This is a genomic window from Gracilimonas sp., from assembly GCF_014762685.1.
GTDB lineage: Bacteria > Bacteroidota > Rhodothermia > Balneolales > Balneolaceae > Gracilimonas.
In genome coordinates, this window is record NZ_JABURM010000005.1 from 143,103 (window position 1) to 158,323 (window position 15,221).

At 43.5% G+C, this 15,221-nt stretch carries 11 protein-coding genes; 6 read left to right on the top strand and 5 right to left on the bottom strand.

Annotation, left to right across the window (positions count from 1 at the left end; genetic code table 11):
* Positions 1-3 precede the first annotated feature (3 nt).
* The 5 genes from HUJ22_RS00885 (at position 4) to cysN (ending at position 7,604) form a co-directional block, all read left to right on the top strand.
* Positions 4-2,061: a helix-hairpin-helix domain-containing protein gene (locus HUJ22_RS00885; RefSeq protein ID WP_290872341.1), complete on the top strand. Its 2,058-nt coding sequence runs from the start codon at positions 4-6 to the stop codon at positions 2,059-2,061.
* Between the two features lie 63 nt (positions 2,062-2,124).
* Positions 2,125-3,894 (top strand): SLC13 family permease, encoded by a 1,770-nt coding sequence (locus HUJ22_RS00890; RefSeq protein WP_290872344.1) that lies wholly within the window; start codon positions 2,125-2,127, stop codon positions 3,892-3,894.
* Positions 3,895-3,905: 11 nt separating this feature from the next.
* On the top strand, positions 3,906-4,685 hold the full coding sequence (gene cysQ / locus HUJ22_RS00895; protein WP_290872348.1) for a 3'(2'),5'-bisphosphate nucleotidase CysQ: 780 nt from the start codon (positions 3,906-3,908) through the stop codon (positions 4,683-4,685).
* 42 nt (positions 4,686-4,727) lie between these two features.
* On the top strand, positions 4,728-5,636 hold the full coding sequence (gene cysD, locus HUJ22_RS00900) for a sulfate adenylyltransferase subunit CysD (protein ID WP_290872351.1): 909 nt from the start codon (positions 4,728-4,730) through the stop codon (positions 5,634-5,636).
* 57 nt (positions 5,637-5,693) lie between these two features.
* Positions 5,694-7,604, top strand: coding sequence for a sulfate adenylyltransferase subunit CysN (cysN, locus tag HUJ22_RS00905; RefSeq protein ID WP_290872354.1), 1,911 nt, complete (start codon positions 5,694-5,696; stop codon positions 7,602-7,604).
* 150 nt (positions 7,605-7,754) lie between these two features.
* Here cysN and HUJ22_RS00910 read toward each other — a convergent pair whose 3' ends face one another.
* The 4 genes from HUJ22_RS00910 to HUJ22_RS00925 all read right to left on the bottom strand — a co-directional run bounded on the left by HUJ22_RS00910 (position 7,755) and on the right by HUJ22_RS00925 (position 12,072).
* On the bottom strand, positions 7,755-8,651 hold the full coding sequence (locus HUJ22_RS00910) for a glycine betaine ABC transporter substrate-binding protein (RefSeq protein WP_290872357.1): 897 nt from the start codon (positions 8,649-8,651) through the stop codon (positions 7,755-7,757).
* 58 nt (positions 8,652-8,709) lie between these two features.
* Complete coding sequence (locus HUJ22_RS00915) at positions 8,710-9,534, bottom strand: proline/glycine betaine ABC transporter permease (RefSeq protein WP_290872360.1); 825 nt, start codon at positions 9,532-9,534, stop codon at positions 8,710-8,712.
* Positions 9,535-9,540: 6 nt separating this feature from the next.
* Positions 9,541-10,767 carry a glycine betaine/L-proline ABC transporter ATP-binding protein gene (locus tag HUJ22_RS00920; protein WP_290872363.1) on the bottom strand — a complete coding sequence of 409 codons (1,227 nt, stop codon included), beginning with the start codon at positions 10,765-10,767 and terminating at the stop codon, positions 9,541-9,543.
* 138 nt (positions 10,768-10,905) lie between these two features.
* Complete coding sequence (locus HUJ22_RS00925) at positions 10,906-12,072, bottom strand: hypothetical protein (RefSeq protein ID WP_290872366.1); 1,167 nt, start codon at positions 12,070-12,072, stop codon at positions 10,906-10,908.
* A 313-nt stretch (positions 12,073-12,385) separates the two neighbouring features.
* Between HUJ22_RS00925 and HUJ22_RS00930 the strand changes: the two genes are divergently transcribed.
* Complete coding sequence (locus HUJ22_RS00930) at positions 12,386-14,059, top strand: M1 family metallopeptidase (protein ID WP_290872369.1); 1,674 nt, start codon at positions 12,386-12,388, stop codon at positions 14,057-14,059.
* A 72-nt stretch (positions 14,060-14,131) separates the two neighbouring features.
* Here the strand turns inward: HUJ22_RS00930 and HUJ22_RS00935 are convergent, their stop codons facing one another.
* A complete protein-coding gene (locus HUJ22_RS00935) occupies positions 14,132-15,121 on the bottom strand; it encodes a c-type cytochrome (RefSeq protein WP_290872372.1) in 990 nt (329 codons plus the stop codon).
* Positions 15,122-15,221 lie beyond the last annotated feature (100 nt).

The following is a 15,221-nucleotide window of genomic DNA, read 5'->3' on the forward strand; positions in this document are numbered from 1 at the left end:
AAAATGACTGTTCAATTAATGCGCATATTGCTTTTCGCAGTATTTTGGGTGTTACTGTTATTTCCGGCGACAGTATATTCACAGGATACTACAAGCGTAGAAGAGCAACTTGAGAAAGCCTTTGAAGAAGTTGATGCAGAAGAATCAGGAGTTGCAGGGGAGCAGCTGATACAATTCCTGGAAGATCTATCTTCCAATCCCATTAATATAAACAGGGCAGGACTTGATGACTTACTTCAGGTTCCCGGTATTAATCTGAAAATAGCCCGGTCTATTTTAGATTATAGAAACAAAAAACCATTCGAAACCAGTGAAGAGCTTCTGGAGGTCAAGGGGATTGGCCCTGCAACTTATGGCAGAATGCAGCCTTACATAACTATAGGAGAGTCCGGTACCCAGTTAAGGGATATGTATTTGCGGCCCGGCTATTGGCTGGCTAATCACAAGTTTGATATCTTTTCTCGGTATCAGCAAAACTTAGAAACGAGAGAAGGGTATACTCGCCCCGCTTCTTCCGGTGGCTATTTGGGGAGCCCGGTTAAATATTATCAGCGTTTAAGGATGACTACCAATCATCTTTCGTTGAATCTCACGCAAGAAAAAGATCCCGGAGAAGTACTGACCGGGGTGACAGGCTTTGACTATACCTCAGGACATATTGCATTTATCAATAACGGCAAACTTAACGACTTGGTGATCGGTGATTACAGCTTAAGCTTTGGGCAAGGGTTGGTAGTATGGTCAGGAGGTACCTTTGGGAAAGGACGCGAGGTTACCGGGACGGTCAGTAAAAATGAACGGGGTATCAAACCTTATTCATCTGCTCAGGAAACAGATTTTTTTCGGGGCATAGCGGCATCGTATGGAGAGCGGGTTGAATTGACGGCTTTTTATTCAGACCGTCCCCGCACAGCATCCGTCATAAGCGGAGATACCACAAGATTTCCCAGTACAAATGGGTTTCACCGTACCATGAATGAAAAAGAACGGAAGAATAATGTAGATCAACTGACAGTCGGAGGCAGGATGCGGGTAGATACGCGTATTGGATTGATTGGAGTTACCGGCTATTATAATTCATTCAGCAGTTATATAACTCCGGGTGCTTCTCTCAGTAACAGGTATAGTTTTCAAGGATCGGAGAATTCTGTACTTGGGATTGATTACCGTGGATTGTTGGGCAATGCCTTTCTGTTTGGGGAATTTGCGCGCAGTCAAAACGGAGGTCATGGGGCCGTTGGAGGTGTAGAGGCTCCGATTGGAGGTGATACGGAATTAGCCATTTTGTATCGTAATTATCAGCGTGATTTTCAATCTTTTTTTGCTAGCGGTTTCGGAGAAAGCTCTTCTTCTCCTCAAAATGAAGAAGGATTCTATGTAGGCTTAAGGCATAATTTGAATCAAAAAATAACATTCAGTGGTTATTTTGATCAGTACTATTTTGCTTCTCCAACTTTTGGAAACACACAGGCTACCGGCGGCTTTGATATGCTGGGTCTGACCGAGGTATTTTTTAATTCTCGACTTAATGTGTATCTGTTGCTGAGAAGTGAAATCCGTGATGAAGAGTATGTGGTTACCAATGATTTGGGAACGGAAGAGTTAAGAGTTGGACAAGAGAAACGATCAAGCATAAGGGCTAATTTTGAATATTGGGTTAGTTCGGCTGTACGGTTGCGATCACGGGTTGAATTGGTTCGTCATCAAGAGGCCGGAGAAGAATGGAAATCGGGTTTTTTGATATACCAGGATCTACGCCTTCAACCCCTAAACAAACTCAGAATTGATGGGCGAATCAGCCTATTTGATACAGATAGTTTTAATACACGGGTGTATCAATTTGAAAGTGATTTGCTCTATGTAATGTCTAATACTGTTTTATATGATCAGGGACAAAGGGCATATTTAACTGTCAAGTATGATGCTACGGAATTCCTTGATATTTGGTTTAAATACGGGGTTACTGTTTTTGAGGATATGCAGGTTTTGGGCAGCGGCCTCAGTGAAGTTGAGGGAAATATTCGTGATTCAATTGGTTTACAGGCTCGTCTCCGTTTTTAACAACGTGATTTCTTATCTCACTAAGTCCTCCTATATTGCCTCGAATTTAAAAATCACCAGTTTATGACATTTGAAGGATGGGCGGTCTTAGGAGTAATTTTGCTATGTTTGGTGTTCTTGTTAAGCACTTCCATATCTGTTGATATTATTTTATTTGCCGGTTTAGCGGTTATTTTTATTGCCGGAATTATCCCTGCTGATCAGGCTCTTTCGGGGTTTTCTAATGAAGGGATGCTGACAGTTGCTGCATTATATATAGTTGCAGCGGGACTCAAAGAAACCGGGGCTATTCAATTCATTGTGCAGCGGGTTATGGGAAATGCCCGTACGGTCAAGAAAGCACAGCTCAGAATTATGAGTCCGGTAATGGTAATGAGTGCCTTCCTGAATAATACGCCGGTTGTGGCTTCCTTTATTCCCGCTTTGGAGCGTTGGAGCCGCATTTCCCAAATACCGGTTTCCAAAATTTTAATTCCACTCAGCTACGCAGCGATTTTAGGCGGAACCTGCACTCTTATCGGCACAAGTACCAATCTTATAATCAACGGGCTGCTGATTGAAGAAGTGAGTACAAGAACGCTGGGGATTTTTGAACCGGCACTTATTGGAATTCCTTGTGCTATTGCCGGGTTTATTTATTTATTCATTTTTGGGGACAAGTTGCTTCCGGTACGCGGTTCCAGTATGGATACCTTTAAAGACCCCCGTGAATATACCATTGAGATGATTGTTCAGGAAAATAGTGCCCTTTCAGGACACACTATTGAAGATGCAGGTCTAAGGAACCTACCAGGTTTATTTCTTATCGAAATTCAGCGGAACGAGAGGGCCATTCCGGCACCGGGACCCTACGAAAAGCTTAGAGAAAATGACCGGCTTATATTTACCGGGATTGTGGATTCCATTATTGACTTGCAGCAAATTTCCGGCATTGTTCCTGCAACCAATCAGGTATTCAAGCTAAATGCACCGAGAAACGAGAGGAAGATGATAGAAGCGGTGGTTTCTCGCTCAAATCCATTGGTTGGAAGAACTATAAGAGACGGAAACTTCAGAGATCGGTATGATGCAGTGGTGTTAGCCGTATCAAGAAACGGAGAGCGAATAAATGAAAAAATTGGTGATATCACTATAAAAAGCGGAGATGTATTGCTCTTGGAGGCCCATCCCAATTTTGTTCAAAAGTATCGTAATGCAAGTGATTTTTTTCTGGTCAGCTCTATTGAGGATTCCTCCCCTGTTACTTACGAAAAAGCCTGGATTGCCGGTCTTTCTTTGATTGCAATGGTAGGCTTAGCTGCTACCGGTATTCTGAGCATGCTGCAGGCCGCTATTGTAGCCGGAGGATTACTCCTTGTTACCAAATGCTTCCGTTATTCTACTGCTCTTGAAAGTGTAGACTGGCGCGTACTTATTGCTATTGCTTCAGCACTCGGCTTGGGTAGCGCCCTGCAGTACACAGGGGCAGCTGAACACCTGGCGATCAATCTGTTAGCTTTCGCGGGAGATAACCCGGTAATGGCTTTGGGTTTAACCTACCTGGCCACATGGCTGCTTACCGAAATGATTACTAACAACGCCGCTGCTGTATTAATTTTTCCTATTGCCTTATCTTTGGCACAGTCGATGGGGGTAGACTTCATGCCCTTTGCCATGGTGATGATTGTGGCAGCCTCCTCCAGTTTCTCCACACCAATTGGTTACCAAACTAACTTAATGGTGTATGGCCCGGGTGGATATAAATTCAAAGATTTTATAAAAATAGGGCTTCCATTAAATTTGATCGTGGCTGCAATTACCGTATCTTTAGTGCCTTATATATGGAATTTTTAAAAGCAGGGTGAATGCTAAATAAAGTCATCAAGACAGCTGAAGAGGCCGGGAAAAGGATTTTAGAGTTTTACGAGACGGAGGTTGAAGTTATAAATAAAGAGGATGACTCTCCGCTTACCAAAGCCGACCTGGCTGCTCATCACATTATTATAGACGCCCTTAAAGAAATTGATCCGGACGTACATGTGATTTCTGAAGAATCGGGTATTCCGGAATACTCAGAGCGAAAAAACTGGGATCGCTTTTGGCTGGTCGATCCGTTGGACGGAACCAAAGAGTTTATTAAGAAGAATGGAGAATTCACCGTAAACATTGCCCTCATTGAAAATGGGAAGCCCGTGTTAGGCGTGGTCTATGTTCCGGTATTTGATGTGGTGTACTATGCTGAAAAAAGCATTGGTTCGTTTAAAAAAGAGGGAGAGGAGCAGGCGGTCAAGTTGGAAACAGATTCTTTTGAAGCACCCGGTAAAGCCCGTATTGTTGTAAGCCGTTCGCACGGGGATGATACTACTGCAAAAAAACTACAAAAAATCGGGATCGAAGTGAGTGAAGAAGTTCCGTCCGGAAGCTCCATCAAGTTTTGTTTGGTGGCTGAAGGAAAGGTGGATTTATATCCTAGATTAGGCCCGACCATGGAATGGGATACGGCTGCAGCCGATGCGGTGTACCGATATTCTACTTCTGCAGATAATGAAGAAAAGTACTCCCCGTTAACTTACAATAAAGAATCGTTCAAAAATCCTTATTTTTTGTTAGGATTGAATGAATATGTGGATGCCAATAAGCTTTAAGGCTCCGAAGAAATTTTATTTACCAAATACTGAATTAAATCCATGAGTGAAAAAAGAACACATTCACACCTGAAAGAATTAGAAGACGAGGGTATTTATATAATGAGAGAGGTGGCGGCTCAGTTTGAGCGGCCGGTACTGCTTTTTTCAGGGGGCAAAGACTCCATTGTTATGTTTCACCTGGCGCTGAAAGCTTTTCATCCGGGGAAGGTCCCTTTTCCGCTGATGCATATTGACACCGGGCATAATTTTCCGGAGACCATTGAATTTCGTGATAAGCTGGTGGAAAAGTACGGGGTGGAACTGATTGTTGGAAGCGTGCAGGAATCCATTGATGCCGGTGATGTAGAAGAAGAAACCGGTCCGGATGCCAGCCGGAATGCCCTTCAGACCCGGACCTTGCTGGATACTCTTAAAGAACATCAGGTAGATGCGGCGCTGGGTGGCGGCCGGCGTGATGAGGAAAAAGCCCGGGCCAAAGAACGGTTCTTTTCGCACCGGGATGTATTCGGGCAGTGGGATCCGAAACAGCAGCGCCCGGAGTTATGGAACCTGTTTAACGGGCGCAAGAATCCCGGAGAGAATTTCCGGGTGTTTCCGCTCAGCAACTGGACGGAGATGGACGTATGGCAGTACATTGCCCAGGAAGACATTGATATCCCTGAACTATACTTTGCCCACGAGCGGAAAGTATTCAACCGCCGGGGAGTATGGCTGGCTGATACCGATTTCGTGAATCGTATGGAGGATGAAGAGCTGGAGACCAAAACCGTTCGCTTCCGCACGATTGGGGATGCGACCTGTACCGGGGCGGTACTCTCAACGGCTTCAAATATGGAAGAAATTATCCAGGAAGTAGCCTCCGCCCGGCAAACCGAGCGTGGCAACCGCCATGATGACAAGCGCAGCGAAACAGCCATGGAAGACCGCAAGCGACAAGGGTACTTCTAGAACATCTAACAGCGAACACTGAATATCGAATAACGAACTTTTTTACTTCTAAGGATAATGAGCGAAAGCAACGGAACTGTGAAAAACGAAGACACTGACAACAAGTATCTGGACATGGACCTGCTCCGGTTTACGACGGCCGGGAGTGTAGATGATGGAAAAAGTACGTTGATTGGGCGGCTTTTTTATGATTCAAAATCCATTTTTGAAGATCAGATGGAAGCGATTGAGAAGTCCAGTAAAAGCAGCGGAGAGGAAGATGTGAATTTAGCCCTGCTTACCGATGGACTTAAAGCCGAGCGGGAGCAGAAAATCACCATCGATGTGGCCTACCGTTATTTCGCCACCCCGAAACGAAAGTTTATTATAGCCGATACCCCGGGGCATACCCAGTACACCCGGAATATGGTTACCGGTGCTTCCACGGCCGATCTGGCAGTGATCTTGGTGGATGCCTCTAAAGGACTGCTAACCCAATCCCGGCGCCATGCATTTATTTCCTCGCTGCTGCGCATTCCGCATTTGGTGGTAGCCGTGAATAAGATGGATTTAGTAGACTATGATGAAGATGTCTTCAACGAAATTGTGTCTGAATTCCGTGATTTTGCCAAAAAATTGAACGTCAGTGATATCACCTATATTCCCATATCAGCCCTGAAGGGTGACAATGTGGTGGATAAAAGTGATCATACTGATTGGTACAAGGGCTCTACCTTATTACACCACCTGGAAACGGTGAAAGTAGATGCTTCTGAGAATATTGTTGATTTCCGGTTCCCGGTACAATACGTGATTCGCCCGAATCAAAATTTCCGGGGCTTTTCCGGACGGGTGGCTTCCGGACATATTCGTCCTGGCGACGAGATTACGATCCTGCCTTCGGGATTGTCTTCCAAAGTAAAAGAAATTGTGACCCGCGATGAAAACCTGGAGATTGCCTATCCGGGTGATTCGGTAACACTGACCATCGAAGATGAAATTGATATCAGCCGCGGCGATATGATTGTGCGCAAGAATAACGTTCCGCAGGTCAGCAACACTTTTGAGGCGTATGTATGCTGGATGAATGAGAAAGACCTGGAGTTGGGTAAGCCATATATCCTGCAGCACAACACGCATATGGTGCAGGTATTTGCCGAGGAGCTGTTATACCGCATGAATGTGGACAGCCTTAGCCGCGAAGAGGCTGACAAGCTGAAACTGAATGAAATTGGCCGGGTGAGACTGAAAACCAGCCAGCCTATCTTTTTTGATCCGTACCAGATTAATCAGAAAACCGGAAGCTTTATCGTGATTGATCCGGCGACAAATGTAACCATCGGGGCGGGGATGATCCGGGCCGGTTCCACCGAGTCGAAAACGCGATCTTCTGATAAAGTTAAGCGGAAGACCTCACCGAATGTAACCTGGGAGCCGTGGAATATCCCACGCAAGGAGCGAGAGCAGCGAAACGGGCATAACGCTAAACTGCTTTGGTTCACCGGGATATCCGGGGCCGGGAAAAGTACCATAGCCAAGGAACTTGAACGCACCCTTTGGGAAGCGGGAAAACAAACAGTATTACTGGATGGAGACCAGGTTCGCCACGGACTGAATGGAGATCTCGGATTCAGCCCTTCCGATCGCACCGAAAATATTCGAAGAGTGGGAGAAGTTGCCCGCCTCTTCTTTGAGCATGGTAATATTGTAATCTGTACGTTTGTCTCTCCTTACGAGAAAGACCGGGAGAGGGCCAGACAGTTGTTCCCTGAAGGGGAATTCCAGGAAATTCATATTACTTGTGATCCAAAAACGGCTCAAAAACGAGACCCGAAAGGCCTGTATAAGAAAGCTGTAGAAGGAAAGATTAAAGGGTTAACCGGGTACGATGCTGATTACGAAGTATCAGAAAACCCCGCCCTGACGATTGATACGGATAAGCTTAGTGTGGAAGAAGCCGTAAAGAAAATCCTGGAATTGATTGGATAGAGACCGACTCAAGCTAAACTGGAATAAAATGCCTGAAAGCAGATAATTTTGATACAGCAATGAGCACTGTGAAGATGGTAGCTTAAAGAAAAAGGAAACACGCGTCAACGCATTTCCTTTTTGAATTAAGTGGTGTGAGTCAAATGAAAATTACATGTCGGCCTGTTGGGCATCGGCAGGAATCCATTCTTCAATCACATCTTCATTTTCTTCCATCCACTGGCGGGCAACTACTTCATTATCTTCGTCCGACTCGTTAATGGCTACCATCAGATCGGCTAATTCAGGATCGCTGAGCTCCATATTGGCAAGGAAGTTGGCAAGTTCGGGTTTCTCTATCGACAAATCTTGTCGCCCCATAATGTGGATATTTCCGGTTTCCCAAAGCATTTTATCTTCATCTTGTTTCAGGAATTTCAGATCCCAGCGGCCGAATTTCCAGTGGGGTTTCCAACCGGTTACTACAATCCATTCTTCATCATCAATAGCGCGCTGAAGGGCTGAAGTCATAGCCGGTCCGCTGGATTGTATCAGGTCAAAATCCAGATTGTATTCTTCAATCAGGTTGTTGGTGGTTTTCATAATACCAGCTCCGGCATCAATTCCGGTAATCTCACCGTCAAATTGGTCCCGAACACTATTTAATTGTGAGATACTGTCGATATCTACATAAGTGGGAACAACCAACCCGCTTTGGGTGCCTTCGTAGACCGTTCCTAAATCTACAATGTCATCTTCAAACTGCTCATAGTAGTCAGCGTGAAGAACCGGCAACCAGGTTTCCATAAAGGCATCGGCATCGCCCTGAGCAATGGCCGTGTATGCAGGGCCTACATCGGCAGAAGTGATTTCCACTTCGTAGCCCATTTTATCTTCCAGTACCACTTTAGCAAGGTTAGTGTATGCAATGCCCTCCGCCCAGTTTACATAAACAAGGTCGGCGGTTTTCTCTCCTTGTTGCGGAGTACATGCTGTTATCAATCCAAACGCCAGGACAATTACACCCAGCTTCGATAGCATATTCATTAATTTATTGTCAGCTTTCATGATTCTCTCTGTTTTATGTTCGTGTTTTGGTTTGTGTTCTTCTATTCATTTAAAATCTTTATTGTGTTGCGGTACCAAGAGACTGCGTTACGCGATCCAGGAATACAGCCAATATTACGATGGCCAATCCACCTTCAAAGCCTAAACCGATATCGAGCTGTTGTAGCCCAGTAACTACGGGTTGGCCTAATCCGCCCGCGCCAATAAGTGCTGCAATTACCACCATGGAAAGTGCCAGCATAATGGTCTGATTTACTCCGGCTAAAATAGTGGGGAGAGCAACCGGCAGTTCTACTTTCAAAAGCATCTGTTTGGAATCGGAGCCAAAAGCCAGAGCGGCTTCACGGATTTCTTCGGGAACCTGCCGTATCCCCAAATTCGTAAGACGAACGGCCGGAGGCATGGCGAAAATAAGTGTTGCAATAATTCCGGGTACTTGCCCCAACCCAAAGAACAATACGGCGGGGATCAAGTACACAAAAGCGGGCATGGTTTGCATAAAATCAAGTATCGGGCGAACAATGTTCTCAACGGTTTTACTTTTGGAAGCCCAGATTCCAACCGGAATACCAATCAGCAGTGCAATTAAAACGGCGGTAAAAATAAGAGCCATGGTTTCCATGGTGCCTTCCCACATATTCATACCTTCAACCACAAAGAGTCCGATTACTGTAAAAATGCCCACTCCTTTTCCGGAGATATACCACGCCAGTCCTGCTAAAATAATAATCATCACAATGGGATGGGGGAACAAAAGTATGTTTTCAATGCCTACCAAAAAAGTTTTTACGGTAACCGTAATAAGGTCAAAAAAGCCTCCCCAGTTATCGGTAAGCCAATTGATAATGAATTCGAAAAATTCTCCGACAGGTATATCAAACATAATCAGTTATTCAGATAGTTTATATTTTCCTTCTTGTTCTTCGGATAAGTTTGATCCGTTTTCATTCAGCTCAGCTAAAATTGTTGCACGGTCTACAATACCCAGCAACTTGCTATCCTCTTCAATTACAGCAATAGGATATTTTGACTGAATAGATTTTGTAAGAAGCGCATTAATAGGTGTATTCGGACCTGCTACTTCAATATCCGGATTGATGATTTCCTCCAGATTCTTTTTTCCTTCTTCTTTCAAGCGGATCGCATCATCAATAGTCACTACTCCTTTCAACCGGCGTTTTTCATCCACTATGTAGGTTGTAGAAACTCCAACTTTCTCCATATTGCGGATAGCCACAGACGGCCCGTCTTTAGGAACCTGAACGGTTGGAGCTTTTCTCATAATTGCCTGTGCGGTTATGATCTTGGTGCGATCTACGTTCTGAACAAAGGCTTTTACATAATCATCGGCAGGATTGGTTAGAATTTCTTCAGGCGTTCCTACCTGTACCACATATCCATCTTTCATGATGGCGATACGATCTCCAATTTTAAGAGCTTCATCCAAATCATGAGTAATAAAGACGACTGTTTTGTGCACTTCAGCCTGAAGCTCCAATAACTCATCCTGCATGTCAGCCCTTATCAAAGGGTCAAGAGCGCTAAAGGCCTCATCCATCAACAAAATTTCAGGGTCGTTAGCCAGCGCACGTGCAAGCCCTACACGCTGTTGCATGCCACCACTCAGTTCACTGGGTTTTTGCTCTTCGTAGCCTTTGAGACCAACTTTATTGAGTGCTTCGTAAGCTTTTTGATTGCGTTCTTCTTTTTCCATTCCACTTATTTCCAAGCCGTATTCTACATTATTAGCCACGGTGCGATGGGGGAAAAGTCCAAAATTTTGGAAAACCATTGACATTTTTTTGCGGCGCATTTCCAGCAGCCGTTCTTTGCTTACTTTGGTAATGTCTTCATCGCCAATTAGCACTGTTCCACGGGTGGGTTCAATCAGTCGGTTTAGGCAGCGTAATACGGTTGATTTTCCGCTTCCCGAAAGCCCCATGATTACAAACATCTCTTTTTCCTTTACTTCAAAACTGGCATCATTAATTCCAATAGTGTTGCCGGTTTCTTCAAGGATCTCGTCTTTTGATTTTCCTTTCTCAATAAGTGGAAAAGCCTTTTCCGGGCGCTTTCCGAAAATCTTAAACAGATTTTTTACCGTTATTGCAGCCATTGATCACTCTTGTTTTAGGTAGCTATTAGTAGTCATCCCGGACTGACTAATCCGGATCTCCTCAGTAAAGCCCGTAAGCTTCACTGAGGAGATCCCGCATTGCGTGCGGGATAACGATGTTATAACCCATAATAAGAATTAGAAATAGTATCCAATGTTAATATTGAATCTTGTATTCCAGCGTGCATCATTTACACCGGGGCCTAAACCGGTTCCGAAATCTTCAGTGAGCCACGGATGGTTACTTCCCCGGGCTATATCAAAATACGTGTACACATTGCCTGCGGTAAGAAGGAAACCAATGATGTTTTGGTGAGCATCTTCAAACCCACTTATATTTTTCTGAAAATACGTATAGTCGTTATAAAAATTGAGGTTAGTTATTGGCCCCCATCCTACATCATAACTGTAACTAAGACCGGCAGAATACATATTCATTTCGGTCGCTACAGGATACGGGGAACCGTAAGCGCCCATCATTACTGCATCGATACTTTGACCGTTATCATCCTGGGCATCCATGCCGTAATTTATAAACTGTCCTTTAAAATTCCAGTTCCCGTAATTTATATCCGTATGGGCTGCAACAGCATAGCGGGATGTATTTTCATTAAGTGCTTGGTTCCAGATTTGGCCAATTTCGCCGCTGGCACCAATTTGAACCGTTCCGTTATCTATTTCAAAAGTTCGGGTTCCACGCAGATTCAGCTGATTTCGCTCATAATTGGTTTGATTACCGGCAGGCACAATATCATAGGAATATCGGCCTGATCCACCAAAACCAAACGAACCGGAGCCTGCGGCGGGACCGGCAGGTTCAGGTTGAAAAAAGTAGGCAGCCATAAGGTCCCAGTTTTCTGCTGTGTGGGTATATTTAATTCCCATGTCATGGTCGTCTTCAAGTCCGACATAATATGGCCCCTGAAACCACCAATTGTGTGAGTTATATTGGAGGTTCCCAAACGGAACCTGTGTTACACCAATTTGAATATTATTCTGATCATTAAAATCATATCCTACCCAACCTTGCTTTACAAAATGAGTATTAAAAGTAGGATAAAAGCGGTATTCAAAATTCAGCTTTACGCCGTTACTATTGGCATTCACATTTATTCGCCAAGTATCCCAGGTAAATTGGGCATCATTATTATCGATGGTGCCATCCTCATAATCTGTAAGCAACACGTTGTACCGTACGGCACCACCTACGGAAAGTGAAGATTCGTCATCTTGTGCAACTGCTTCGTATGCATAAGTTGATAAAAACATTACAAATGAAATAACAAATAGGATTAAGTTTTTCATGATTAGTTCTGAAAATTTAAATTAGTTACTATTATTTATACAGTTGGTTAAACTCTCCCAAAAGGTGCAGGGAGGAGAACACCGTGAAACGTGCAGCGTAATTGTTTCACATTTAATTTGTGTTTTAACTTATACTCTTACTCTTAACTCCGAAAATATATCAACGTTAATATAACAGATATAAGCTGTTTTGAAAACTTATACATAAGTTAACTTCTTAAAAGATTAAACTTATGTTGCCATCAACCAATAACTCAAAATCAGATTGAGAATTTAGCTGTTTATAGATTTCTCTTTCGCTTTATTAAAGAATATGCACTCAAAAACGTTCAGAATTAGCATCATTTTTATCATAGGTTTTATTATTACCGGTTTTTCCGGGCTAAATGCCCAGACGTTTCGGGATAAAAGTGAATTTACCCAACAAGATACCCTGAGAGGATCTGTTACCCCGGAAAGGGAATGGTGGGATCTTACTTATTATCATTTGGATGTTGCCGTTCACATTGAAGACAGTTCTATTTCGGGAAGTAATACTATTCAATATAAAGTTCTTGAGCCTTATCAAATCATGCAGATTGATTTGCAAGAACCGCTTAACATTTCCGGGATCACTCAAAATGGAAAAAATTTAGCTTTCCAGCGTAACGGAAGTGCATTTTTTGTGAAGCTAACTAAACCTCAAAACCCCGGTGAGGTAAATGAAGTAGTGGTTCATTATTCGGGGAAGCCAATCGTAGCGGTTCGGCCACCGTGGGATGGAGGTTTTACATGGGATCGAGACAGTAATGGAAAACCCTTCGTAGCTACTTCAAACCAGGGAATCGGAGCGAGTGTGTGGTGGCCCAATAAAGATCATCCTTACGATGAACCGGATAGCATGTTGATTAGCGTGACTGCGCCCGATTCTTTGATGGATGTTTCGAATGGGCAGTTGCGGGGAGTTGATGAGCAGGATAACGGCACTAAAACATGGCACTGGTTTGTATCAAACCCTATTAATAACTACGGAGTGAATATTAATATCGGAGACTATGTTCATTTCAGTGAAGAGTATGAAGGGGAGAAGGGGACACTCGATCTGGATTACTATGTGCTGAGGGAAAACCTGGAAAAAGCCAGGGAGCAATTCAAACAAGTAAAGCCTATGATGGATGCCTTTGAATATTGGTTTGGTCCTTACCCTTTTTATGAAGATGGTTATAAATTAGTTGAAGCTCCGTATCTGGGGATGGAGCATCAAAGCTCGGTTACTTACGGAAACGGTTACCAAAACGGATATCTGGGCCGTGATTTAAGCGGATCGGGATGGGGCTTGAAGTTTGATTTCATCATCATTCACGAAACCGGGCACGAATGGTTCGCTAATAATATAACCTATGCTGATGTGGCCGATATGTGGATTCATGAAGGATTTACCAATTACTCCGAAAGTTTGTACTTAGATTATCATTTTGGGGAGCAGGCTGCCAATGAATATGTACGAGGATTGCGCTTAGGTATTCAAAATGACCGGCCGATTATCGCTCCTTATGGGGTGAACAAGCGTGGTTCCGGTGATATGTATAATAAAGGCGGGAATTTACTCCATACTCTCCGTCAGGTAGCAGATAATGATTCACTTTGGAGAGAAACACTGCGTGGATTGAACCGGGATTTTTATCACCAAACGGTTACATCAAAAGAGATTGAAAACTATATCAGTGAAAAATTCGGGCTGGATTTAACCCCGGTATTTGATCAATATTTGCGGGATACGCGGATACCAATTTTGGAATATGCTTTCCAGAATGGACGATTGATGTACCGCTGGGGGAATTCGGTCAGCGGTTTTAATCTTCCGGTAGATGTGTATATAAATGGTGAGAAAACCCGCCTTCAGCCTACCACTGGTTTTCAGGGAATGGCAATGGAAGGTTCAGATAATTACGAACTGGTGGTAGATCCTGACTATTACGTAGGTAGTTTTAATGTACTTGGAGATTAAAATCTGGTTCAAACAAGAATGCTTGAACCAGATTTGTAAAGGCTGTAATGGAATAAATAATCTATAGTCGTATTAATCCTCAACAGGAGTAAATCGTGTGACTAAGTTCTCCACCGGAGTAGTTGTTTTCAAGTAAGCATAAATAGCTTTTAGTTCTTCTTCAGACATTTGGGAATAATGCCCCCAAGGCATAACAGTATTAAATTGCCCGGGGGTAATTTCATTAAACTGAAACGAAGTATCTGCATAAAATTTAAACCGGTTTATAAAAGCCCGTTCTGTCCAGGAACCAATTCCGGTATTCAGGTCGGGGGTGATATTTGCCGTTCTTACTATACTTCCGTCTTCGAGGCCAAATTCAAAGCCCCCTGCTAATTCCATCCCGGGTATATCTGCTCCTTTTTCTTTAGGAGTATGACAATCCATACAACTTGCAGCATTAACTAAATATTTGCCCCAGGAAACAGGGTCGGTAGTATCGGGTGCATTTGTAGTAAGCTCAGCTTTTTGTGGTATAGTATTAATGATGAAATTCATCGGGAAATAAGATTTTGGCTCCGGAGTTTCTGATTCAATGGATTCAAGAGTTCGCAGGTAAGCGATTATTGAATAAAGGTCCTCCTTGTTCATTTTTGCATAATTGGGATAAGGCATAATTGGAAATAGTGCCCGCCCATCTTTACTTACTCCGGAAGTTATAGCACGAAGAATTTCACCGTCTGTCCAATCGCCCAGGTTATATGGAGTAAGGTTTGGAGAAAAATAATCGCCGGGCAATCCTTCCTTTTCAACTCCAAATAAAACACCACCGGCTCCTAACATATCTGCTTTTATAGGATGTGCAAACTTAGTTTTTTCTTGGGGAGTATGGCAATGCATACATGCCATGACGGTATTAGCCAGGTGCTTTCCCTTCTCAATCCGTTCAGCAGTTCTTTCTATTTGAATATCCGGAGCCGGGCTTACATTCGGCAAAGCGGTGGATATATAGACCAGGAGTACAGAAGCTCCTGCAATTAAAACCAAACCAACTGCTCCCAAAACTGTATATAGTTTTCTCATAGTGATATAAATTTAAATTAGAGAAGCCTTTGTACCCCTATCTTATTTTGATAATTCAAAAGCCCCATAGGTTAAGGCTAAATGTGCAGAATTATTTTTT

Bases quoted from the DNA above. Each gene is read 5' to 3' on its own strand.
- HUJ22_RS00935 (WP_290872372.1), bottom strand. From the start codon at position 15,121: ATGAGAAAACTATATACAGTTTTGGGAGCAGTTGGTTTGGTTTTAATT.
- HUJ22_RS00915 (WP_290872360.1), bottom strand. From the start codon at position 9,534: ATGTTTGATATACCTGTCGGAGAATTTTTCGAATTCATTATCAATTGG.
- HUJ22_RS00885 (WP_290872341.1), top strand. From the start codon at position 4: ATGACTGTTCAATTAATGCGCATATTGCTTTTCGCAGTATTTTGGGTG.
- HUJ22_RS00925 (WP_290872366.1), bottom strand. From the start codon at position 12,072: ATGAAAAACTTAATCCTATTTGTTATTTCATTTGTAATGTTTTTATCA.
- HUJ22_RS00890 (WP_290872344.1), top strand. From the start codon at position 2,125: ATGACATTTGAAGGATGGGCGGTCTTAGGAGTAATTTTGCTATGTTTG.
- HUJ22_RS00930 (WP_290872369.1), top strand. From the start codon at position 12,386: ATGCACTCAAAAACGTTCAGAATTAGCATCATTTTTATCATAGGTTTT.
- cysQ (WP_290872348.1), top strand. From the start codon at position 3,906: ATGCTAAATAAAGTCATCAAGACAGCTGAAGAGGCCGGGAAAAGGATT.
- HUJ22_RS00910 (WP_290872357.1), bottom strand. From the start codon at position 8,651: ATGAAAGCTGACAATAAATTAATGAATATGCTATCGAAGCTGGGTGTA.
- cysD (WP_290872351.1), top strand. From the start codon at position 4,728: ATGAGTGAAAAAAGAACACATTCACACCTGAAAGAATTAGAAGACGAG.
- cysN (WP_290872354.1), top strand. From the start codon at position 5,694: ATGAGCGAAAGCAACGGAACTGTGAAAAACGAAGACACTGACAACAAG.
- HUJ22_RS00920 (WP_290872363.1), bottom strand. From the start codon at position 10,767: ATGGCTGCAATAACGGTAAAAAATCTGTTTAAGATTTTCGGAAAGCGC.